Below are 19,641 nucleotides of genomic sequence, written 5' to 3' on the forward strand. Positions count from 1 at the left end.
AACAGATAGACGCACTGCGCTATCTTCAAGACGTTCGCTTGCACGGGTAAGGGCTGTACCAATCCCGGAATATGTGAGTGCAAAGAAAGCCCTGAGGTTTCGTTGCCGCGAAACCTCAGGGCTTCTTAATTTCTGGCATCATCGCATGATGGCCTCCTCCAGATTCACCTGAACTATAAATGATCCTGAATTCTCGGATAGATTCAAGATTTTATTTCATGTACCAAAATATTTACAGAAATAGCAAGCTACCATAGGTTAATCTGTGCTTGATAGAAATTTAATACGTTGTGCGAACATTCGATTCATAGCTCATATTTACTGAGCTACCGCGAGTTATTCTGTCCTTATTCCGCATTCTTCTAATTAAAACAATACACACTCATTCCACGACACCCAGGATATTTCAGAACTATCGCGGCTTCACTCCCCGCCCGGATACTGTGAGCCGGCGGTAGGTATCCACGTGCTGTGAGATAAACCTGCTGCAGGCGTCGTGGCTGTTGAACACCTCGAGCGACATCATCAGCCCCAGCCGCTGGGCGATCGCCCGGGCAAAACGGAGCTGGGCCCGGGAAGGCGGCTTGAAGTCCCGGACCAGCGCGGCCAGCAGCACCTCGGACAGCACCTGGCCACCGTCCTGTACGATGAGAGGAATCCCGGCGTTGACCTGGCGGGCCACGGCCTCGGCAACCGTCCGCTGGATAGGGATTTCCACGGTCACGGTATCGATCACCAGCAGCGCCATCTCGACGTCGGCCTGTGCTTCCGAGCCCATCGCCTCGCCTCCCGAAAGGTCAATTCGCCCTATTAGGACAGTACGGCCTATTCGCTGGACCGGGAAGCGAAGAGGCGGCGCGTGGGCAACCGGGACAGGCATGGCGAGGAGTACCGTCGTATCATCTACGGCTTGATCGCATGCCGCAGAGCCCAGGGCCTGACCCAAGGCGAGGTGGCCCAGCGCATGGGCACTGACCAGTCCCAGCTCTCCAAATTCGAGCGCTCCGAGCGCCGGCTCGATGTCCTGGACTATGTCCGGTATTGCCAAGCCCTGGGGATGGCGCCTGGCGCCTTCCTCGACCAGTTGATGACGGACCTCACCGGCCCCAAGCGCTGACCCCCAGGCGGTAGTACCGCGCCCCCCGGTGACATTGTCCCGTCACAGCTCGGCATCAGCACATAACTTCATGCTGCATATCCCCAGCTTCGGCAGCAGGGCCCTTGGCGGCAGATGAGGGGACCGCCGGAGTGCAACGTTATCCGCAAAAGGACAAAGAACTGACGCTTGCCGGCTCAGCTTGTTCAATTTACGATTTTACCTACGGGTGTGGTGACACCCGGTCATCGCGACGAAGGCTTCCGGCCATCCCTGAGCAATCGGGACCGTACCCACTTCCGTGCGGGTCGGCTTTACATTGTCATGGAGGAAGCCATGCACCAGTACACCTACCGTCTCCTTACCGACTCCGCTGCCAAAAAGAAGGCAAAGAAGCTCGTAGAGATCGTTGAGTTGATGGGCTTTGATCTTAAATTGTCTCGCGCCCAGGAACTGGTGGCCGGGCTGATGGGCTACGACAACTGGGCAGAGCTGGTCCAAGTCACGCGCAAAACACCGGAACAGGGTGTTCCTGACCAGATGTTGACGCCTGAGGACGCCACGGCTCGCCAAAAGCATCAGATCGCGCTTCTGGTCGCCGGATTCAGCATCGACGAGAGCAACGCTATCGGCATCCTGGAAGCACTGGCCCCCACCGGCAACGTCATGAGCCTTCACTGGCCATCTGTCGATAAGCTGGATCTAAGGCTGACTGACGAAGATGCCGCTTGGCTTGATGCCTCCATGGAATTGGTCCAAAAGTTCGATGCCGCCGTACGGCCTCTCTATAAAATGCCTCCCGCCCCAATATACAACGATGATACCAAGCGATTGACCCGGATAGGGGTGGAGATCACAGTTCCAGGGAAAAGAAAACTGGTGGTTCGAAACACACGACCCGACGATATTATCGACTGGGTCGCCGCTTGCTTTCCTCCTGAATTCCCGTTGAACGGGGAGATGCGAGCAGAAGTTGCTGCGAGGGCGGAAGAGGCATGTCAGATATTCCTCGAGCTGGATGGCCGTATTCGCGCTCTGGGCGCTGCTCCGATGCTGGCGTCCATCGACCGGACGTTCTTAATGCTCCATCGTGCTAGGGTTTCGGAAGATACGCCGCACTTCACCGCTCTCTGCCCCGAGCCCCGGCTCAATATTGGGTTTGACTTACCTTACTTCTCGTTCGCGCCAGAAAACAAATGGAACGCGTCCCGAGCGCTTTCCCTACAGCTCGCCCTGCGGCGGGAGTTTCTGGATGCTGGCTGGACTGGTGAGGGACAAGAATGGCGGGTCACTTTCCGGGAGGGGAATTATTCCAAGGAAGAACTTGTCGTCCGCGCCGATTCGTCCGGGGCAGCCTGGGCCTGGGTGGCTGCGGCACGGGCGGCGCTGCGCCTGACTAAGCACCAGACGATCCGAGTGATTTCCCTACTGTCCATTGTTGGGCCAGACGGCGCCGTTGACCCGCACCAGGCACTCCGTTCGGCTAGCGAAGAGGCGATCATTCGACGGGGTAAACTACTCAAGGCTGACAGCCTGCGCGTACGCGGCCCTTGGAAAACGATAGCCACAAACAGCATACAATAAGCGCTGATCCCCTGTGCGTTAGTCGACCAGCCCCTCGGTGACGTTGTCCCGCCACAGCTCGGCATCGCGCACGTAGCGGCGGGCGGCGTCATAGGAGCGATGGCCGGTCTGGCGCATGATACGATCAATGGTGGCGCCGCGGATGGCGGCGGAGGTGGCCAAGCCGGCGCGCAGGCTGTGGCCGGAGTAGAGCGCGGGATTGAGGTCGGCACCTGCCGCCAAGCGCTTCAGCAGCCGCCCAACGAAAGCGTCGGCCAGCCGCTCCCCGGTGACGATGCCAGACTTGCGAATGCGCACGAACAGCGGCCCCATCTCGGCCGAGCGTACCTCCAGCCAGGCTGCCAAGGCGCGGCGGACGCAGACGGCAGGATCGACCGCCTGGTGGATGGCCACCCGCCGCCCCTCCCCCACCTGGTCAGTCTTGGAGCGACGGAACAGCACCGTCACCCCCTGGGGATGGATTTCCACGTCCGCCCGGTCCAGGGCCACCAGCTCCGACCGGCGGGTGGCGGCACCGAAGCCCAGCAACAGCAGGGCGCGATCCCGCCGCCCGGCTGGATTGTCAGGGAGCCCCGTCACCATGGCTTTCAGGAACAGCGGCAGCACCGGGGCCGCCTGCCGGCGGGGCGCCCGGCCCTTGGTGCGCTCGATGCCGCGCATGATGGCGGAGATGCCGGGATGGCGCACGTCCAGCGCCAGGCCGCCCAGGCGATGGGCGGCGATGATGGCGGCCAGGTGGACCCGTAGGGTGGACACCGCCAGGCCGCGGTCGGCCGCTGCCGTGAGATAGAGCCCCACCACCACCGGGTCGCCGCTGACCGGCAGGAAACCCAGCCCCCGGCACCAGGTGGTGTAGGCCGCCCAGGCCTTGCGGTAGGCCAGCCGGGTATTGTCGGCACGGGCATGGGCGGCATAGACGGCGGCCCGACCGGACAGCGCCGCCAGATCGGCCGGATCACGCCCAGCCGCCGGCACCTGCAGTTGCCCGAACAGGCCGGTTTCCAGACTGACGAGGGCGGGCGGCTCGGCCATGGCGTTAACGCGATATGAATGAACCCAAAGGCGACGATCGCATTAAAGCACGATAAAGCTACTTATCGGACCTAAACCGAGATGGCGTCTTTTGGCCGCCCTTCCAGCGATGATCCGCCATCGGACCCGATCCTTAAGCGCGAACCAGGGTGCCCCCCTTCACGTTGGGCCCGGGTCCCGACAGACGCTTCGGCAGGCGGTCACCGGCAGCCCCCCGCGCCTGCACGACGCGGGAAGAGGCGTGCATAAATTATCCCCGCACCCTCTCTGGCCACACCGAAATTCCCCAGCGATTTCAACGCTTGGCCACTTTATGTGATGGAGGTTTGGCCATCTTATGCGTTGGATGGCCACTTTATGTGTTGGGGGACAATCGTCATTAAGAAAATCAAAAAATAGAAATGATTTGACAACGCTGTCAACGCAACTATTAATAACAGGGCTGACACCCGGCAGGTCCCCGCCTGCCGCTCGCGACCCAATCGCGGGCGGCGCGATGGGGAGATTTGTAAATAATATATCGCCGGCGCTCAGTAAGGTTGAGCCTAAGTCTCAGTAAAAAATAAATACAACTCGGGAGGATAGAGACATGAGCGCGCAAGAAATCCGCCGACCCTGTCATGGACATACACACTACAGTTAGCACTGGCTGACCTTTCCCGGTAACGGGAGGGGACGGGGTTCAGCCGACTGTCAGATCGGCATACCCCTATTCCAGTATCAGGTAGATCCGTCGCGACCGGACAGCAGCGCTGTGCCGTTCCCTGGCGCGCACCCTAAACCGTGGGTTGCGGGCGGGAACCGTGGCCAGCGGCCGGGCCCGCGCATCCACGAATACCCCCCAGGGAGGGAACTCGCATGTACGGAGAGTTGAAGATGTTACGGCGGCTGTTGATGGGTGCCGCCTCCTGCGCCGCCTTGGCTGCCACCCTGGCCGCGCCCACCGCCCTCGCCCAGAGCACGCAGCCGGCGGCGCCCGATCCGCAAGCCGCCCCCCGGAGGCCGCCCCCCAGGCCACCCCGGCCGGGCAGGGCGGCGGCGTTGAGGAAATCATCGTCACCGGGTTCCGCAAGTCGCTGGCCGACGCGCTGGAAAACAAGCGCCAGTCGAACCTGATCATCGAATCCGTCACCGCCGAAGACATGGGCAAGATGCCCGACCAGGACATCGCGGAATCGCTGCAACGCCTGTCAGGCGTGCAGATCGACCGCGACAACGGCCAGGGCACCCGGGTGCGCATCCGCGGCCTGAGCCAGAACGTCACGGTGCTGAACGACGAGCCCTTCCTGTCCGGCCTGGAAGCCTACGCCAGCGGTGAGGGTTCCGGTGGCGGCGGCAACACCGCCACCAACTCGCTGGAAGCCATCCCGTCCGACCTGATCGCCGGCGTGGACGTCTACAAGTCGCCGCAGGCCAGCCTGGTCGAGGGCGGCATGGGCGGCATCATCAACCTGAAGACCCGCTCGGCCCTGGACACCCCGCAGGGCTGGACCGTGGGCGGCAACTTCCGCATGACCACGGGCGAGCACGCCCGCATGGAGGACTGGACCCCCGTCGGCGCCATCGTCGGCACCTACAACTTCAACAACAAGATCGGCATCACGGCGGCGTTCTCGTACTCCGAGACCGATACCCACTCCGACATGATGCAGGGCCAGAACCGCAGCGGCTGGGCCATCGAGCCGGCGGCCGGCACCTCCACCAACCCGATGGCGACCATCCCGCAGAAATACATCTCGCCCGAGCTGCTGTACTTCACCGACCGCGACACCGACCGCACCCGCATCAGCGGCCAGCTGGGCATCGACTACGCCGTCACCGACAGCCTGACCCTGAACGCCGACTGGCTGCACTCCACCTACGACATCCTGACCCAGGAAGCGTCGAACAAGCTGTGGTTCAACTCGAACGGCCTGGGCCTGGGCATCGACCCCAGCCAGCCCTACAGCATCGACAGCAACGGCGTCATCAAGTCGGCCACCATCCGCGCCCTGGGTGCTGAAGGCGACAGCGACGTGCAGAACGTCCACCTCACGGCCGACAACTTCCACTTCGGCGGCAAGTGGGACAACGGCGGGCCGTTCCGCGCCAAGTTCAAGGTCGCTTACGCCACCTCGGAATACAATTCCGACAGCGCGCAGCAGGACGTGGAGTATTCGCAGTACAACGCCGCCCAACCCTGCGCCACCAGCCCCAACGGCTATTGCAACGCCCCGCTGAACCCCTCGGCCCCCGGCGGCAGCAGCCCGGTCAGCCACGGCCCGGCCTATTCCTTCAACTATGTCAACAACGGCACGCTGCCGTCGGTGTCGTACAACGCGCCGTACGCCGACCTGATCAGCAACCCCAACAACGCCGTCTTCAAGTCGGCCTGGGCGTGGAACATCCACTCCAAGGACGATCTGTGGTCCGGCCACGCGGATGGCGAGTACGACGCCGACTTCATCAAGGCGATCAAGACCACCTTCACCGCCGGCGTGCGCTACACCGACGACAAGATCAACTACAGCCTGTCGCACTATGAGCTGGACAAGTCCTCGGCCGGCCAGACCGGGTACTGCAGCAACGGCACCTGCTATGGCACCTACGGGTACTACATGGACCCGGCCATCCTGAACGAGGGCATGACCAACGCCGCCACCGGCGCCAGCCCGGGCGGCAACTTCGTCGGTGCCAGCGGCGCCCCGTCGCAGACCCCGCCGGTCATTCCCGCCCAGACGGCGCTGACGGCCCCCAACCGGGCGCAGCTGGTCAACAACTTCTTCCCCACCGGCAACGCGGGCAACAGCATCCTGGTGCAGAACCTGTCCCAGATGCAGAACCCGGTGCAGTGGCTGCAGGGCAATTTCCCGCAGTTCCCGGGCAAGATGGTGCGCGACCCCATCAACTCCTTCGTCATCGAAAGCCAGCGCGTCTCCGGCTACGCCATGGCCGACATGGGCAGCAAGGAGGATCGCTTCCACCTGAACATCGGCGCCCGCATAGTCGACACGGTGCAGAAGGTGACGGCCGGCGCCCTGCCCGCCAACCCCATCTACATCTCCGACGAATCCTGGGACGGCTCCAACGCCATCACCAACCCGGACGTCGTCACGGCGGAACGGCACTACACCGACGTCCTGCCCAGCATGAACCTGGTGCTGGACGTGGCGACGGACCAGAAGGTCCGCTTCTCCGCCGCCCGCGTCATGTCCCCGCCCAGCCCCTATGACCTGGGCCGCGGCGCGCAGTACAACTTCACCCGTGAGACCAACACGGCGGGCAAGCAGGGCTTCGCCTTCGTGGGCGGCAGCGGCGGCAACCCGAACCTGGACCCCTTCCGCGCCACCCAGATCGACGTCAGCTACGAATGGTACTTCGGTGAACAGGGTGCGCTGACGTTCGGCGGCTTCTACAAGTCCATCGACACCTTCATCCAGACGCAGACCACCTCCATCACCGTGATGGACGATTTCGGCGGCAGCACCGCGGGCTTCACCGCCCCCAGCAACGGCGCCGGCGGCAGCATCAAGGGCTTCGAAATCGGGGCGCAGTACGCCTTCGACTTCGGCGTCGGCTTCAACGCCAACTACACCTACTCGCTGTCCACCTCGTCCACCCACACCGACTTCGCCCAGGACCTGCCCATCCCCGGCGTGTCGCTGCACGCCCTGACAGCGCAGACCTACTATCAGAAGGGCGGCCTGGAAGCCCGCCTGTCCTACAGTTGGCGGTCCAGCGCCGTGAACGGTGACGCCATCGGCTCCACCTTCGCCATCCTGGACGCCACCACCAACAAGTCGGTGACCTATGGCGTGTTCAGCCGGCCCTACGGCCAGCTGGACGCCCAGATCGCCTACCAGTTCACGCCTGAGTTCGGCATCACCTTCGAGGCCATCAACCTGACCGATGAGTCCCAGGAGACCTACCTGCAGTTCAAGAACCAGCCCTTCACCTACGTGAACGCGGGTCGCCGCTTCATGTTGGGCGGCCGGTTCAAGTTCGGCGGCTGATGCCCATGAGCTGCGGGGCCCGGTCCGGCGGCGACGCCGGGCCGGATCCCGCAGAAACCGGGGGCCTTTCCAGTACCTGCTTTCCGAAGGGCCCTTGTTGCCGGGGGGGTGGCCGGGTTTGGCCGTTTCCCCGGGCCTTCTTCTTGATCTCCCTTCTTTGCGCATACCCTCTCCCCGGGGACTATGCGCCCACTCCGGGCGGCATGATTGCGATCGTGCCGCCCTTTCTTTTTTGTGCCATTACAGGGGTAGTGATAGCTGGTGCCGAGGGGAGCGATGCCACATGGGGAATGACGCCCGGAAACCGACGATCATCGACGTCGCCCGTGAGTCCGGGGTTTCCATCAAGACCGTGTCCCGTGTGCTGAACGGCGAGCCTTACGTCAACCGCGCCACCTTGGACAAGGTGATGAAGGCCATCCACGACCTGGGCTATCACCCCAACATGTCGGCGCGCACGCTGGCCGGCAAACGATCCTATCTGCTGGGCCATCTCTACGGCGACCCGGCCGGCCCCTACACCATGGAAATCCAGGTGGGCCTGCTGAACCGCTGCCGCGCGCGAGGCTATCACCTGCTGATCGAGGAGATCGACTACCGCGGCCAGGATGTGGAGCGGCGGGTGCGCGCCGTGCTGGACTGGCTGCGCCCCGACGGCGTGGTGCTGACCGCCCCCATCACCGACGAGCCGCGCGTGCTGTCGGTGCTGACGGAAAGCGGCATCCCCCTGGTGCGGGTGACGGCGGAAAGCGGCGGCGACACCTTCTCCTCCGTCTGGATCGATGAGCGGCAGGCGGCGGCCGCCCTCACCCGCCACCTGCTGTCGCTGGGCCACCGCCGCATCGGCCTGATCAAGGGCCCCGCCAACCACGGCGCCACCGACCGCCGCCACCTGGGCTATCGCGACGCGCTGGCGGAACTGGGCATCGCCGAGGATCCGGACCTGATCGAGCATGGCGCCTTCACCTTCCCCTCCGCCCTGCCCTGCGCCGAGCGGCTGCTGAGTTTGCCGGAGCCGCCCACCGCCATCTTCGCCTGCAATGACGAGATGGCCGCCGCCGTCATCGTCGTGGCCCAGGCGCGGGGCCTTGGCCTGCCCGACGACCTGTCGGTGGCCGGCTTCGACGATTGCCCCATCGCCAGCATGACCTGGCCGCCCTTGACCACCGTGCGACAGCCCATGCGCAAGCTGGGGGAGGAGGCGGCGGATCTGCTGATCTCCCGCCTTATGGAGCGTCCGCGCGGCGACGCCACCGTGCCCCACCGCCTGGTGTCGCATGAGCTGGTGGTGCGCGCCTCCACCGCCCCGCCGAAAGCGCAGAGCCCGGCACGCCGCCGCGCCAAGAAGGCGGGCTAGGGCCAGCCGCGCGTATTGGATGAAATCATCGACGGAATGAAACGGGAGGAAGGCGATGACTCAGCACGTTGACGGTGCCGGTGGTGAGCGGACCCCCACGTCCGTCGAGCGCAAGGGCGACCGTGAACTCATCGTGACGCGGACGTTCGACGCGCCGCCGGGCACGGTTTACAGGGCGTGGTGCCAGCCGGAGCTGTTTCAGCGCTGGTGGGTGCCGAAGTCGGTACCCGGCATTTCGCTCGTCTCGTGCGACCTGGACGTCCGTACCGGCGGAACGTATCGGCTGGAATTCGCCGCCGGCGGTTCGGACACCATGGCCTTCCATGGCAAGTACCTCGAGGTGGTGCCCAACGAGCGCATCGTCTGGACCAACGACGAGGGTGAAGAGGGCGCGATCACCACCGTGACCTTCGAGGATCTGGGCGGGAAGACGCTGCTGACTTTCCACGAAGCCTATCCGTCCAGGGAGGCGCTTGAGGAAGCGCTGCAGGGCTCGGCCGCGGCGTTGCCGGAGCAGCTGGCGCAGCTCGGCGGCCTGCTTTCCGGCAGGGGCGGCGTGCCCTAACGGGCCAGGTCGCGCAAGGCCGCCACGGTGGCCGCCGCCCGGGCGGGATCGGTGCGGACCTCGACCGGAACCGCCTGGTCGAACAGCAGGCGGGCGGGGCCGGAAGAAAGCACCAGCACGCGCTGGGCCAGGGCCACCGCCTCCGCCAGGTCATGGGTGACCAGCAGGGTGGGCACCGGCCGGCGCAGCAGGTGTTCGCGCAGCACGGCGCGGGCCAGGCGCTGGTTGCCCTCATCCAGGGAGGCGAAGGGCTCGTCCAGCAGCAGGGCCTGGGCATCGACCGCCAAGGCGCGGGCCAGCGCCAGGCGCCGCGCCATGCCCAAGGACAGGTGTGAGGCCCAGACATCGGCCTTGGCCGCCAGGCCCAGCCGCTCCAACAGGCGGTCCCCCTCCGCCGCGTCGGCGCCGGCCAGGGTCAGGTTCTGCCGCACCGTGCGCCAGGGCAGCAGCCGGGGCTGCTGGAAGACGACTCCCAGGCGGGGGACCGCCCCGCTCCACCGCACGATGCCCGTCACCTCGCGATCCAGCCCGGCGACCAGGCGCAACAGCGTGCTCTTGCCGCAGCCGGAGGGGCCGACCACGGCCGTCACCTCACCCACGTCCAGGCTGAAGGCCAGGCCGCCCAGCACCGGCCGGCCGGCCAGGCGTTTCTCGCGGATATCGACGGTCAGCCGGGTCATGACGCCCGCCACCGCGCCGCCCGGCGCTCCAGCGGTTGCAGCGCCGCCCATTCGATGATCTGGACGATGAGGATGAAGGCCAGGGCGTAGGCCAGGATGTGGGCCACGTCGAACAGCTGGAAATAGACCTGGATTTGGAAGCCGACGCCGTCGCTGCGGCCCAGCAGCTCCACCACCAGCACGATCTTCCAGATCAGCGCCAGGCCGGACCGGGTGGCGGCGAAGAGATAGGGCAGCAGCTGCGGCAGCACGATGTGGCGCAGGGTGGCGACGCGGCCGTAGCGGAAGGCCCGCCCCATCTCCAGCAACTCCGCATCCAGGGCCCGCACGCCCTCGCGCACGGTGACGGCGGTGGTGGGCAGCTTGTTCAGCGCCACGGCCGTGATGGCCGCCGCCTCCGTCAGGCCGAACCAGACGTAGAGCAGGACGATCAGCACCAGGGCCGGCAGGTTCAGCAGCAGCAGCAGCGCGCTGTCCAGCCACAGGTCCACCGTACGCCACCACCCCATGGCCAGGCCCAGCGCCGTGCCCGCCCCCATGGCCAGCAGGAAGGACACCGCCACCCGGGCCAGGGTGATGCCGACATGGTGGGGCAAGGCGCCCGACGCCGTCTCACGCGCCATGACGGCCAGCACGGTGGAGGCCGGCGGCGCTAGGGGGCTGGCCGCCAGGCGCCCCGCCGCCTCCCACACCAGCAGCAGGACCAGGACGGACAGCGCGCGGATCAGCCAGGCCCGGCCCCGGTCCGCCCCCTCCCGACTCACCAAGATTGCGCCGCCTGCCAGAAGGTGCCGGCCGGCAGCGTGTCACCACCGTCGCCCACCAGCGCCGGGCCGCCCACCGAGGCCAGCACCCGGTACAGCTGGGCGGCGGCCCCTTGTTCCGCCGGACCCCAATGGCGGGGAATGCCGCGCCGGTACCAGTCGCGCAGGGCGTCGAACTCCGCGTCGCCGCCGGCGTCCGCCAGGGGGCGCAGCCTGGGCCATTCCGCCTCATCCTTGACCAGCAGGTCGCGCGCCTGGCGGCTGGCGGCGATGAAGCCCTCCAGCACAGCGGCATTGGCCTTGGCCCACCGGTCGGAGAAGACGTAGCCCACCATGGGCGGCGCGCCCTGGACGCCCAGGCCGGTCACCGCGTCCTCCACCGTCAGCAGGGTGCGCTGGCCCGCCGCCTGGCCCCTGGCGGCGAAGGGCCAGTATGTCAGCACGGCGTCCAGCCGGCCGGCCGCCAGCGCATTGGCCAGCAGGGGCGGGGCGCCGAAGGTCTTCTCCGCCGCGCGGTCCAGGTCGATGCCGGCTTGGCGCTGGGCATAGGCGCGCAGGATCAGCCAGTTCTTGTCCAGCGCGCCGCCGGCGATGCCCAGGCGGCGGCCGGGCAGGTCGGGCACCGTGGTCACGGGCCCCTGCGCCGGCGCCATCAACGCGCCGGCGGAATTGGAAAAGGGGATGAAGGTCCAATCGCCCCCTGACGCGCGCTGCCGCGCCACCCACAGCCAATCCACGGCGATGGTGTCCACCTGGCCCGCCTGCAGCGCCACCTGCGTCGCCTGGCCGGTGGCGAACTCCTGGGGGACGATGGTCAGGCCGTGGGCCGCGTCCAGCCCATGGCGGCGGATGACGTCCAGTTCCCACGACACGGTGCCGTAGCGCAGGATGCCGACGCGCAAGGCCGGCGCACCGGCGGCCCGGGCCCGGACGGGCACCGACGCGGCAAGCCCCGTGGCCAACAGGCGGCGGCGTGTCATGGTCATGGGGACATCCAAATCGGGGCATCCTCCGCGCCGGCCGGGGGCGCCGGACCCAGAGTGGTCTCCGGGCTTGTTCCTGGTTTCGGCAGCCATTATCGGGCCGCCCTCTTCGCCGCTGTCAACCCGACCCCTCTACGACTATAGAATGAGACAGCGCGCTGATTTATGGCCCTGATTTCCTATGGCGGCCCCGGATGGCCCAGGCCATTATCGCTCGGCGGTCCCTGGTCTGACGGTTAAGGAGACGGCGGAGATGCCCAACCGCCGCCATGGCTTCATAGGCGTGTATCCCATAGGCGTGATCCTTTCCGGCCTGCTGCTGGCCGGACAGACCGCGTATGCCGCCCCGCCCGCCGCAAAGGCTCCAGCCGCCCCCAGATCGGATGCCAGGCCCGACCCCGTCGCCAACATCGCCTATCTGGCGCTGGTGCAAAAGCGGGTGCTGCCGCAGAGTTTCCTGGACCAACCGCCAGAGGATGAGGGGGTGCAGGGCGCCCGCCTGGGCTTGGCCGATAACATCACCACCGGCCGCTTCATCCACCAGGCCTATCATCTGGAAGAGGCGCTGGAGCCGGACGCCGACGCCGTGGTGGCCGCCTTCAGGAAGCTGGCGGGCCAAGGCTATCGCGCCTTCGTCACCGACGTGCCGGCCGACCTGCTGCTGCGCCTGGCCGACCTGCCCGAAGCCAAGGACGCCACCCTGCTGGACGCCACCAGCACGGACGACGCCCTGCGCGGCGACCAGTGCCGGCGCAACGTCCTGCATCTGCTGCCCAGCCGCGCCATGCTGGCCGACGCTCTGATGCAGTACCTGACCATCAAGAACTGGCGCGACATCCTGCTGGTGGCGGGGCCCAACCCCGAGGACAAGCTGTACGCCGATGCGCTGCGCAAATCGGCGCGCAAATTCCGCCTGAAGATCGTGGCGGACAAGCCCTGGACCTACGACCCCGGCGCCCGGCGCACCGACACCGGCCATTACGCCATCGGGGCGGAGGTGGCGCGCTTCACGCAAGGGCTCAAGTACGACGTGCTGGTGGTGGCGGATGAGGGCGACAATTTCGGCGATGACCTGGGCTATCGCGCCACCGACCCCCGGCCCGTGGCCGGCACCCAGGGGCTGGTGCCCGCCGCCTGGGCCCGCCCCTTCGAGCAATGGGGCGCCACACAACTGCAGGCCCGCTTCCTGAAGCAGGCCGGCCGCTGGATGACGGAGCGGGACTACGGCGCCTGGATGGCGGTGCGGGCCCTGGGTGAGGCCGCCACCCGGGGCGGCAGCGTGGAGGGGGCCGCGATGACCGCCTATCTGCGCAAGCCCGAATTCGAACTGGCCGCCTTCAAGGGCGCGCGGCTGAGTTTCCGCGCCTGGGACGGGCAATTGCGCCAGCCGGTGCTGCTGGCCGACGCGCGCTCCCTGGTGTCCGTCTCGCCGCAGCCGGGCTTCCTGCATGAGACATCGGAACTGGACACGCTGGGTCCCGACCAGCCGGAGACGACATGCCATCTTTGATGATGCCCTCAAGCGCCGGGCGCCGCCATCCGGCGGCTTGGCTTCCTCGCGTTTCAGTCCGCTCCGCTCCCCAAAACGCTGCGGGGCCGGCGGTCGCCGGCCTGTTTCTCATGCTGGCGGCGCTGATGTTCAGTTCACCGGCGATGGCCGAACGGCTGCTGGTGTCCAATGAGAAGGACAACACCATCACGGTGGTGGACGCCGGGACGCTGGCCGTCGTGAAGACGGTGAAGGTGGGCGCCCGGCCGCGCGGCATCACCCTGTCCAAGGATGGCCAGTCGCTCTACATCTGCACCAGCGACGCCGACCATATCGAGGTGCTGGATCTGGCCAGCCTGACGGTCAACCGCACCCTGCCCAGCGGCCCGGATCCGGAGCTGTTCACCCTCAGCCCCGACGGCAAGACGCTGTACGTCTCCAACGAGAACGACAACATGGTGTCGGTGCTGGACATCGCCGCCGGCCGCATCGTCACCGAGATCCCCGTGGGGGTGGAGCCGGAGGGCATGGGCATCAGCCCGGACGGCAAGGTCCTGGTGAACACGTCGGAAACCACCAGCATGGCCCACTTCATCGACACCCAGAGCCATGAGGTGCTGGCCAACGTGCTGGTGGGCAGCCGGCCGCGTGTGGCGCAGTGGACCAAGGACGGGTCGCAGGTATGGGTGTCGGCGGAGGTGGGCGGCACCGTCAGCATCATCGACTCTGCCCAGCACAAGGTCATCCAGACCATCCATTTCGACATCCCCGGGGTGCCCAAGGAATCCATCCAGCCGGTGGGCATCCAGCTGTCGGGCGACGGCACCACCGCCTTCGTGGCGCTGGGCCCGGCCAACCGCGTCGCCGTCATCGACACCCACAGCTACCAGGTCAAGAAGTACCTGCTGGTGGGCCAGCGGGTATGGAACCTGGCCTTCTCCGGCGATGGCAAGCGGCTGTACACCACCAACGGCGTCAGCAACGACCTGTCGGTCATCGATGTCGACGCGCTGAAGGTGGTGAAGTCGGTGCCGGTGGGCCGCCTGCCCTGGGGCGTGGTGGTGGCGCCGTGACGCCAGCCGCGCAGCTTGCCACCGCGGCGTTGGATGTGTCGGGCCTCAGCCATGCCTTCGGGCCCCGCCAGGTCCTGCGCGACGTGGGCTTCAGCCTGGCCCCCGGCGACTTCACCGTGCTGCTGGGCCTCAATGGGGCGGGCAAGACCACGCTGTTCGCCCTGGTGACCCGCCTGTATCACAGCCGGCAGGGGCGCATCGCCGTCTTCGGCCACGACATCCGCCGCCAGCCTTCCGCCGCGCTCGCCGCCATGGGCGTGGTGTTCCAGCAACCCACCCTGGACCTGGACCTGACGGTGCGGCAGAATCTGGCCTATCATGCCAGCCTGCACGGCCTGGGCGGCGCCCGCGCCCGGACCCGCATCGAGGAGGAGCTGGAGCGCGTGGGCCTGGCCGACCGGCGGAACACGCGGGTGCGCCAGCTGTCCGGCGGCCAGCGGCGGCGGGTGGAACTGGCCCGCGCCCTGGTGCACGACCCCGCCCTGCTGCTGTTGGATGAGCCCACGGTGGGCCTGGACATCGAAAGCCGCCGCTTCCTGATCGACCACGTCCGCCACCTGTGCCGCAGCCGGGACATGGCCGTGCTGTGGGCCACCCACCTGATCGATGAGGCGGACGACACCGCCAAGGTCATCGTGCTGCACCAGGGCGAGGTTCTGGACCAAGGGCCCGTGCCCCAAGTGGCCGCCCGCGCCGGCGCGCCCACCCTGCGCGCCGCCTTCGACACCCTGACGGGGGCCGCGCGATGACCCCCGTGCACTACGCCCGCTGCCTGGGCGGCATCGTGAGGCGCGAGGCGCTGCGTTGGACGCAGCAGCGCGGGCGCTTCTTCTCGGCCCTGGTGCGGCCGCTGGTGTGGCTGGCCATCTTCGCGGCCGGCTTCCACTTCGTCCTGGGCGTGTCCATCATTCCGCCCTACGACACCTACATCCCGTACGAGGTCTACATCGCCCCGGGCTTGCTGGCCATGATCCAGCTGTTCAACGGCATGCAAAGCTCCCTTTCCATGGTGTACGACCGGGAGATGGGCAGCATGAAGACCCTGCTGGTCAGCCCCTTCCCCCGCTGGTTCCTGCTGACGGCCAAGCTGCTGGCCAGCGTGGTGGTGTCGGTGGTGCAGGCCTACATCTTCCTCGCCATCGCCTGGTTCTGGGAAATCGATCCGCCGCCCCTGGGCTATGTCAGCGTGCTGCCGGCCTTGGTCCTGTCCGGTCTCATGCTGGGGGCTTTGGGCCTGGTGCTGTCATCCTTCATCCGCCAGTTGGAGAACTTCGCCGGGGTGATGAACTTCGTCATCTTCCCCATGTTCTTCGCCTCCTCCGCCCTCTATCCGCTGTGGCGGGTGAAGGAGAGCAGCCTGACGCTCTATTGGATATGCCAGGCCAACCCCTTCACCCACGCGACGGAGCTGATCCGCTTCGCGCTGTACGGCCAGGTGGCGCCGCTGTCGGCCGGGGTGGTGGCGGGGGCCACGCTGCTGTTCATGATCCTGGCGGTCTGGGGCTACAACCCCGGCCGCGGCCTGCTGGCCCGACGGGGCGGCGGTGAATGAGGAAGGGTGTATCCATGCGCCTGCTGTTGAGCCTTGCCCTGACCCTGACAGCCACCACCGCCTTGGCCGCCCCGCCCCCGCCGGCCGGCCAGACGAATCCGGACTGGCCCTGCCACCAGCGCCTGGTGCCGCAGCTGACCGCCGCCACCTATTGGGCGGGCCCACCGCTGCCGGACCATGTGGATTGGCGGGCCGATAAGCGCGTGGCGGCCGTGGTACAGGCCACCGCCCCGCGCGACATCCCGGCGGATGAAGGGGAAAAGGCCCTGGCCCGCTTCGCCGACAAGGTGCCCAAAGGCCAGCGGGCCGACCTCTACCCCAAGGTCTTCGCCGGCATCGTGGAGGAGGTCAACGGCCAGCGCGGCGCCGTCATCACCCGCATCCAGGAGCTGGCGCGCCGCCAGCGCGACATGGGGGAGCTGGTGTCCAAGGCCACCACCGAACTGCAGGCCATCCCCCCCCAGACCGCCGACCCGGCACAGCAGCAACAGCGGGCGGAGATCGTGCAGCGCCGGGGCTATCTCATCCGCAATTTCGAGGAGGTGGAGCGCACCCTGCGCTACACCTGCGAGGTGCCGGTGGATTTGGAAGCGCGCCTGGGCGCCTATGCCCGGGTGCTGACAAGCCGCCTGCCGTCGTAGCGCCGCCACACCCTTTTTTCATTCCCCACCGTCACTGCCATGGTATAGTGCCGCCTTCTTCAAGTTAATTGGGCGGTTACATCATGCTGGGTGAACTGAAGGCCGAACATTTCCTGCCGTTGGTCGATCAGGAATTCACGGTCACGTATCCGGATTACCAAGAAACATTGAAGCTTTATCAGGTCGATCACGGCAAAAAAAGTGTGGCACCGGGCCGCTTCCGCGACCCGTTCTCTCTTTTCTTCAGTGGCAGCGATCCGAATACGGTTCTGCACCAGCAGATCCACCCTCTGACGCACCCCGCCCTGGGCACGCTGGAGATTTTCCTGGTTCCCCTGGGCCGTAATGAGAGCGGCACCTTCTATTACCAGGCCGTATTCAGCTGACCGCGTCGCGGATGCATGCCGGCGGCGATCAGGCCGCCGGCATGATCCAATGCATCAGCATGTAAGGGCCGACCGGTTCCACATCCGTGAAGCCCAGACGATGGTACAAGCGCCGCGCCGGGTTGTTCTGCTCCACATGGATGGAGCAAAGGGCATAGCCGCCATCCCGCGCCACATCCTGCACCCAGCGCAGCAAGGCGCCGCCCAAGCCCCGGCCGCGCCAATCGGGCATCAGTCCGATTTCCACGATGCGCAGATCCTTCAGATTCCGGCGGAATAGATACAGCCGGCCGATAGGCTGGCCGGCCATTTCCAGGACCAGGAAATCCGCATCGTGGTAATGCAGGTCGTAGTGCGCGGCCTGAAGGCGCGCCTGGTCCCGTAGGAAGGCCAGGCGTTCCTCGTCCGACCAGGGGGCGGCCTGCATCTCCTCCCACCGGTGGGAGACGTAGAGGTCGCGCATGAAGTCGGCGTCCCCCGCCCGCATGGCGCGCAGGGACAGGCCGCGCGCCAGCAGGTCGGGGGAAAGCACCAGCGCCGACGGATCGGCGACGACGGTATCCACCATCACGACATCCATACCGGCATCACTGACGGCTGGGGAATTCGCCATACTGGCAGATGCAGAAATTCATCACCAGATAGGGCTGGTCATTGGCCCGGGGCGCCGGCGTCGCCGTGCCGGTGGCGCCAATGCTGGCGGCGGCCAGAGAGTAGCCCGTCGGCGCCGTGGAGGTGGGCGCCACGTAAATGAATTCACCGGTGGTCCGGGTGAGATAAGTCGCCGCGGTCGGCGATCCAACGTAGTTCGCCGGATTGGACGGCGAATCAACGTCCATCATGTGGCTGTGGGCTGGGAAATTGGTGGATGTGAGCGCCACCGTATCCGCGCCGCCGGTTTGACCCACCGTGCGCTGGGTCAGACCTATGCCAGCGCCGGCCGCCACGGGGATGCGGCCCAGCATGTTGGGCAGGTTGTAGTAGCTCTGCAGGTCGCCGCCGTACGTGTTGCCGATGATGGCGTACAGGACGTTGTTCTGTTGGATCGCCACCTGCTGGCCATTGCACTGGGACCAGTTCTGGGGCGGGAAGGTGAAGGCAAAAGCGCGGATTTCACCGGTGAATGGATCAGCCATGGCGGGATTCCTCGCGGAAATAAATGGCGGACAAGGCGCAAATGGCGTTGGCCCTGGAATAAGCGGCGTACGCGCTCAATTGCGGCTGGGGAAAATGCCTTGCGTGGCGATGATATAATTGACCACGAGGAACGGCATCAGGTTGTCATGAGGCAAAGCGGCGCCACCAGAGGTCCCCAGAGCGCTTTGGATGAAGCTGGTATAAAGCTGCCCGATCGTCCCAGCGGTGTCGGCCGTGTAGGGGCCCTTCACCGTCGTCGATGTGTTCTTGGCGAACATGTTGCCCGACACCGTCGTCGCGGTGGCGTCGGCCGTGCTGGCATAGAAAGGATGGGTGTGCGCCGGCGTGTTGGCGACGGTCAAGGTCACCTGTTCCGTCCCGCCATTCTGGCCCAGCACGCGGTTCGTCAGGCCCGTGCCCTGGCCCTGGCCGATGGGCGTGCGGCCGCGGTAATCCGGCAGGTTGAAGGTGGTGACGCCGTTGCCGCCATATGTCGTTGAAATCAGCGCGAACAAGGCCTGGTTCTGGCTGACGGAAATCTGGGCACCATCGCAGGCGGCCCAGTCCTGAGGGACGTAGGCTCCGGCGAACATGCGGATCTCGCCCAGGAAGCATTCGGACATGCGTGTCCTCCCATATACGTCGATAAGGGAAACCGGAATGAGGGGAACCGTCAGTTCCGGGGCGGGAAAATGCCGGATACGGCGATGCAGTAATTCGCCGTGATCCAGGGCTGCATGTTCGGGACCGGACTGCTGCCGCCGGCAACGGCGATGCTGGCCTGGTTCAAAGCAACGGGCGTGCCGGCATTGGCGGCCGGAATGTAAACCGGCGTGGTCGCGCTGCAATTGCCTGGCAAGCGCCCCGTCAACGCGGCGGGCGGCGTGGTGCCGTTGCTGTTCGCCACGTTGGTGGAATGGGTATGCTGCGGCAGGTTGGCCGCCAGCAGCGTCACGGTTTCCGAGCCAGCGGACACGCCGACCTGCGGCTGCTGCTGGCTGAGATGGCGGGGAGTGCGACCCCGTAGATCCGGCAAGTTGAAGTTGGTGGTGCCGTTGCCGCCGTACAGAACGCCGATCAACGAGTACAGCGCCACGTTCTGCTGCAAGTTCATTGTGGCGCCGTTGCACACAGCCCAGCCCTTGGGCGCCCAGTTCCAGGTGAAAATGCGGATTTCACCGACAAATGGGTCCATCGTCCACCTCCCCTTGGTTTGAATTGAGGGAATATGTGAGGGGTTCTTACATTCTTAGGTAATTTAACCGGGAAGATACACGCGCCCCTCGTCAAACACCACAGCGATAATCGCG

At 66.1% G+C, this 19,641-nt stretch carries 20 protein-coding genes; 11 read left to right on the forward strand and 9 right to left on the reverse strand.

Going from position 1 to position 19,641, the window contains the following annotated elements:
• Positions 1 to 412: 412 nt before the first annotated feature.
• A complete protein-coding gene (locus tag UAJ10_RS07185) occupies positions 413 to 778 on the reverse strand; it encodes a hypothetical protein (protein ID WP_322914700.1) in 366 nt (121 codons plus the stop codon).
• An 81-nt stretch (positions 779 to 859) separates the two neighbouring features.
• Between UAJ10_RS07185 and UAJ10_RS07190 the strand changes: the two genes are divergently transcribed.
• Positions 860 to 1,117: a helix-turn-helix domain-containing protein gene (locus tag UAJ10_RS07190; protein ID WP_322914701.1), complete on the forward strand. Its 258-nt coding sequence runs from the start codon at positions 860 to 862 to the stop codon at positions 1,115 to 1,117.
• A gap of 315 nt (positions 1,118 to 1,432) precedes the next feature.
• On the forward strand, positions 1,433 to 2,680 hold the full coding sequence (locus UAJ10_RS07195) for a hypothetical protein (protein ID WP_322914702.1): 1,248 nt from the start codon (positions 1,433 to 1,435) through the stop codon (positions 2,678 to 2,680).
• An 18-nt stretch (positions 2,681 to 2,698) separates the two neighbouring features.
• Here the strand turns inward: UAJ10_RS07195 and UAJ10_RS07200 are convergent, their stop codons facing one another.
• Entirely contained in the window at positions 2,699 to 3,712 is a 1,014-nt protein-coding gene (locus UAJ10_RS07200; protein WP_322914703.1) for a site-specific integrase, read from the reverse strand.
• A gap of 803 nt (positions 3,713 to 4,515) precedes the next feature.
• Between UAJ10_RS07200 and UAJ10_RS07205 the strand changes: the two genes are divergently transcribed.
• The 3 genes from UAJ10_RS07205 (at position 4,516) to UAJ10_RS07215 (ending at position 9,626) form a co-directional block, all read left to right on the forward strand.
• Entirely contained in the window at positions 4,516 to 7,704 is a 3,189-nt protein-coding gene (locus UAJ10_RS07205; protein ID WP_322914704.1) for a TonB-dependent receptor, read from the forward strand.
• Positions 7,705 to 7,987: 283 nt separating this feature from the next.
• Positions 7,988 to 9,061, forward strand: a complete 1,074-nt coding sequence (locus tag UAJ10_RS07210) for a LacI family DNA-binding transcriptional regulator (RefSeq protein WP_322914705.1) — start codon at positions 7,988 to 7,990, stop codon at positions 9,059 to 9,061.
• A gap of 55 nt (positions 9,062 to 9,116) precedes the next feature.
• Positions 9,117 to 9,626, forward strand: coding sequence for an SRPBCC domain-containing protein (locus UAJ10_RS07215; protein WP_322914706.1), 510 nt, complete (start codon positions 9,117 to 9,119; stop codon positions 9,624 to 9,626).
• Here the strand turns inward: UAJ10_RS07215 and UAJ10_RS07220 are convergent.
• From UAJ10_RS07220 to UAJ10_RS07230, 3 genes are read right to left on the reverse strand one after another with little or no spacing between them, the layout of a single operon-like run.
• Positions 9,623 to 10,306: an ATP-binding cassette domain-containing protein gene (locus tag UAJ10_RS07220; RefSeq protein WP_322914707.1), complete on the reverse strand. Its 684-nt coding sequence runs from the start codon at positions 10,304 to 10,306 to the stop codon at positions 9,623 to 9,625. The two genes, UAJ10_RS07215 and UAJ10_RS07220, sit on opposite strands and share 4 nt — an antisense overlap.
• Positions 10,303 to 11,070 (reverse strand): ABC transporter permease, encoded by a 768-nt coding sequence (locus UAJ10_RS07225; RefSeq protein WP_322915014.1) that lies wholly within the window; start codon positions 11,068 to 11,070, stop codon positions 10,303 to 10,305. The genes UAJ10_RS07220 and UAJ10_RS07225 overlap by 4 nt, the downstream gene beginning before the upstream one ends.
• Positions 11,067 to 12,056, reverse strand: a complete 990-nt coding sequence (locus UAJ10_RS07230) for an ABC transporter substrate-binding protein (RefSeq protein WP_322914708.1) — start codon at positions 12,054 to 12,056, stop codon at positions 11,067 to 11,069. Before UAJ10_RS07230 ends, UAJ10_RS07225 begins: the two co-directional genes overlap by 4 nt.
• Before the next feature lie 250 nt (positions 12,057 to 12,306).
• Between UAJ10_RS07230 and UAJ10_RS07235 the strand changes: the two genes are divergently transcribed.
• From UAJ10_RS07235 to UAJ10_RS07260, 6 genes are all read left to right on the forward strand, one after another.
• Complete coding sequence (locus tag UAJ10_RS07235; RefSeq protein ID WP_322914709.1) at positions 12,307 to 13,563, forward strand: ABC transporter substrate-binding protein; 1,257 nt, start codon at positions 12,307 to 12,309, stop codon at positions 13,561 to 13,563.
• A gap of 125 nt (positions 13,564 to 13,688) precedes the next feature.
• Positions 13,689 to 14,615 (forward strand): PQQ-dependent catabolism-associated beta-propeller protein, encoded by a 927-nt coding sequence (locus tag UAJ10_RS07240; RefSeq protein WP_322914710.1) that lies wholly within the window; start codon positions 13,689 to 13,691, stop codon positions 14,613 to 14,615.
• Positions 14,612 to 15,364: an ABC transporter ATP-binding protein gene (locus UAJ10_RS07245; RefSeq protein ID WP_322914711.1), complete on the forward strand. Its 753-nt coding sequence runs from the start codon at positions 14,612 to 14,614 to the stop codon at positions 15,362 to 15,364. Before UAJ10_RS07240 ends, UAJ10_RS07245 begins: the two co-directional genes overlap by 4 nt.
• Entirely contained in the window at positions 15,361 to 16,167 is an 807-nt protein-coding gene (locus UAJ10_RS07250) for an ABC transporter permease (RefSeq protein ID WP_322914712.1), read from the forward strand. Before UAJ10_RS07245 ends, UAJ10_RS07250 begins: the two co-directional genes overlap by 4 nt.
• 14 nt (positions 16,168 to 16,181) lie before the next feature.
• Positions 16,182 to 16,808 (forward strand): hypothetical protein, encoded by a 627-nt coding sequence (locus tag UAJ10_RS07255; RefSeq protein ID WP_322914713.1) that lies wholly within the window; start codon positions 16,182 to 16,184, stop codon positions 16,806 to 16,808.
• A gap of 83 nt (positions 16,809 to 16,891) precedes the next feature.
• Positions 16,892 to 17,194: a DUF6916 family protein gene (locus tag UAJ10_RS07260; protein ID WP_322914714.1), complete on the forward strand. Its 303-nt coding sequence runs from the start codon at positions 16,892 to 16,894 to the stop codon at positions 17,192 to 17,194.
• 28 nt (positions 17,195 to 17,222) lie between these two features.
• On the opposite strand, the gene UAJ10_RS07265 is transcribed toward UAJ10_RS07260, so the two are convergent.
• The 4 genes from UAJ10_RS07265 to UAJ10_RS07280 form a co-directional block, all read right to left on the reverse strand.
• Positions 17,223 to 17,762, reverse strand: coding sequence for a GNAT family N-acetyltransferase (locus tag UAJ10_RS07265; RefSeq protein WP_322914715.1), 540 nt, complete (start codon positions 17,760 to 17,762; stop codon positions 17,223 to 17,225).
• A 19-nt stretch (positions 17,763 to 17,781) separates the two neighbouring features.
• Positions 17,782 to 18,330 carry a phage tail protein gene (locus UAJ10_RS07270; protein WP_322914716.1) on the reverse strand — a complete coding sequence of 183 codons (549 nt, stop codon included), beginning with the start codon at positions 18,328 to 18,330 and terminating at the stop codon, positions 17,782 to 17,784.
• Between the two features lie 75 nt (positions 18,331 to 18,405).
• Positions 18,406 to 18,954 carry a phage tail protein gene (locus tag UAJ10_RS07275; protein ID WP_322914717.1) on the reverse strand — a complete coding sequence of 183 codons (549 nt, stop codon included), beginning with the start codon at positions 18,952 to 18,954 and terminating at the stop codon, positions 18,406 to 18,408.
• A gap of 50 nt (positions 18,955 to 19,004) precedes the next feature.
• Positions 19,005 to 19,526, reverse strand: coding sequence for a phage tail protein (locus UAJ10_RS07280; protein WP_322914718.1), 522 nt, complete (start codon positions 19,524 to 19,526; stop codon positions 19,005 to 19,007).
• Positions 19,527 to 19,641: the final 115 nt, after the last annotated feature.

Source organism: Nitrospirillum guaranorum (assembly GCF_034653275.1).
GTDB lineage: Bacteria > Pseudomonadota > Alphaproteobacteria > Azospirillales > Azospirillaceae > Nitrospirillum.

Excerpts from the sequence above, each read along its gene's own strand:
- UAJ10_RS07255 (WP_322914713.1), top strand. The coding sequence starts at position 16,182 with ATGCGCCTGCTGTTGAGCCTTGCCCTGACCCTGACAGCCACCACCGCC.
- UAJ10_RS07280 (WP_322914718.1), bottom strand. The coding sequence starts at position 19,526 with ATGGACCCATTTGTCGGTGAAATCCGCATTTTCACCTGGAACTGGGCG.
- UAJ10_RS07270 (WP_322914716.1), bottom strand. The coding sequence starts at position 18,330 with ATGGCTGATCCATTCACCGGTGAAATCCGCGCTTTTGCCTTCACCTTC.
- UAJ10_RS07200 (WP_322914703.1), bottom strand. The coding sequence starts at position 3,712 with ATGGCCGAGCCGCCCGCCCTCGTCAGTCTGGAAACCGGCCTGTTCGGG.
- UAJ10_RS07230 (WP_322914708.1), bottom strand. The coding sequence starts at position 12,056 with ATGACCATGACACGCCGCCGCCTGTTGGCCACGGGGCTTGCCGCGTCG.
- UAJ10_RS07215 (WP_322914706.1), top strand. The coding sequence starts at position 9,117 with ATGACTCAGCACGTTGACGGTGCCGGTGGTGAGCGGACCCCCACGTCC.
- UAJ10_RS07210 (WP_322914705.1), top strand. The coding sequence starts at position 7,988 with ATGGGGAATGACGCCCGGAAACCGACGATCATCGACGTCGCCCGTGAG.
- UAJ10_RS07260 (WP_322914714.1), top strand. The coding sequence starts at position 16,892 with ATGCTGGGTGAACTGAAGGCCGAACATTTCCTGCCGTTGGTCGATCAG.
- UAJ10_RS07250 (WP_322914712.1), top strand. The coding sequence starts at position 15,361 with ATGACCCCCGTGCACTACGCCCGCTGCCTGGGCGGCATCGTGAGGCGC.
- UAJ10_RS07235 (WP_322914709.1), top strand. The coding sequence starts at position 12,307 with ATGCCCAACCGCCGCCATGGCTTCATAGGCGTGTATCCCATAGGCGTG.
- UAJ10_RS07220 (WP_322914707.1), bottom strand. The coding sequence starts at position 10,306 with ATGACCCGGCTGACCGTCGATATCCGCGAGAAACGCCTGGCCGGCCGG.
- UAJ10_RS07185 (WP_322914700.1), bottom strand. The coding sequence starts at position 778 with ATGGGCTCGGAAGCACAGGCCGACGTCGAGATGGCGCTGCTGGTGATC.
- UAJ10_RS07195 (WP_322914702.1), top strand. The coding sequence starts at position 1,433 with ATGCACCAGTACACCTACCGTCTCCTTACCGACTCCGCTGCCAAAAAG.
- UAJ10_RS07275 (WP_322914717.1), bottom strand. The coding sequence starts at position 18,954 with ATGTCCGAATGCTTCCTGGGCGAGATCCGCATGTTCGCCGGAGCCTAC.
- UAJ10_RS07265 (WP_322914715.1), bottom strand. The coding sequence starts at position 17,762 with ATGGTGGATACCGTCGTCGCCGATCCGTCGGCGCTGGTGCTTTCCCCC.
- UAJ10_RS07240 (WP_322914710.1), top strand. The coding sequence starts at position 13,689 with ATGTTCAGTTCACCGGCGATGGCCGAACGGCTGCTGGTGTCCAATGAG.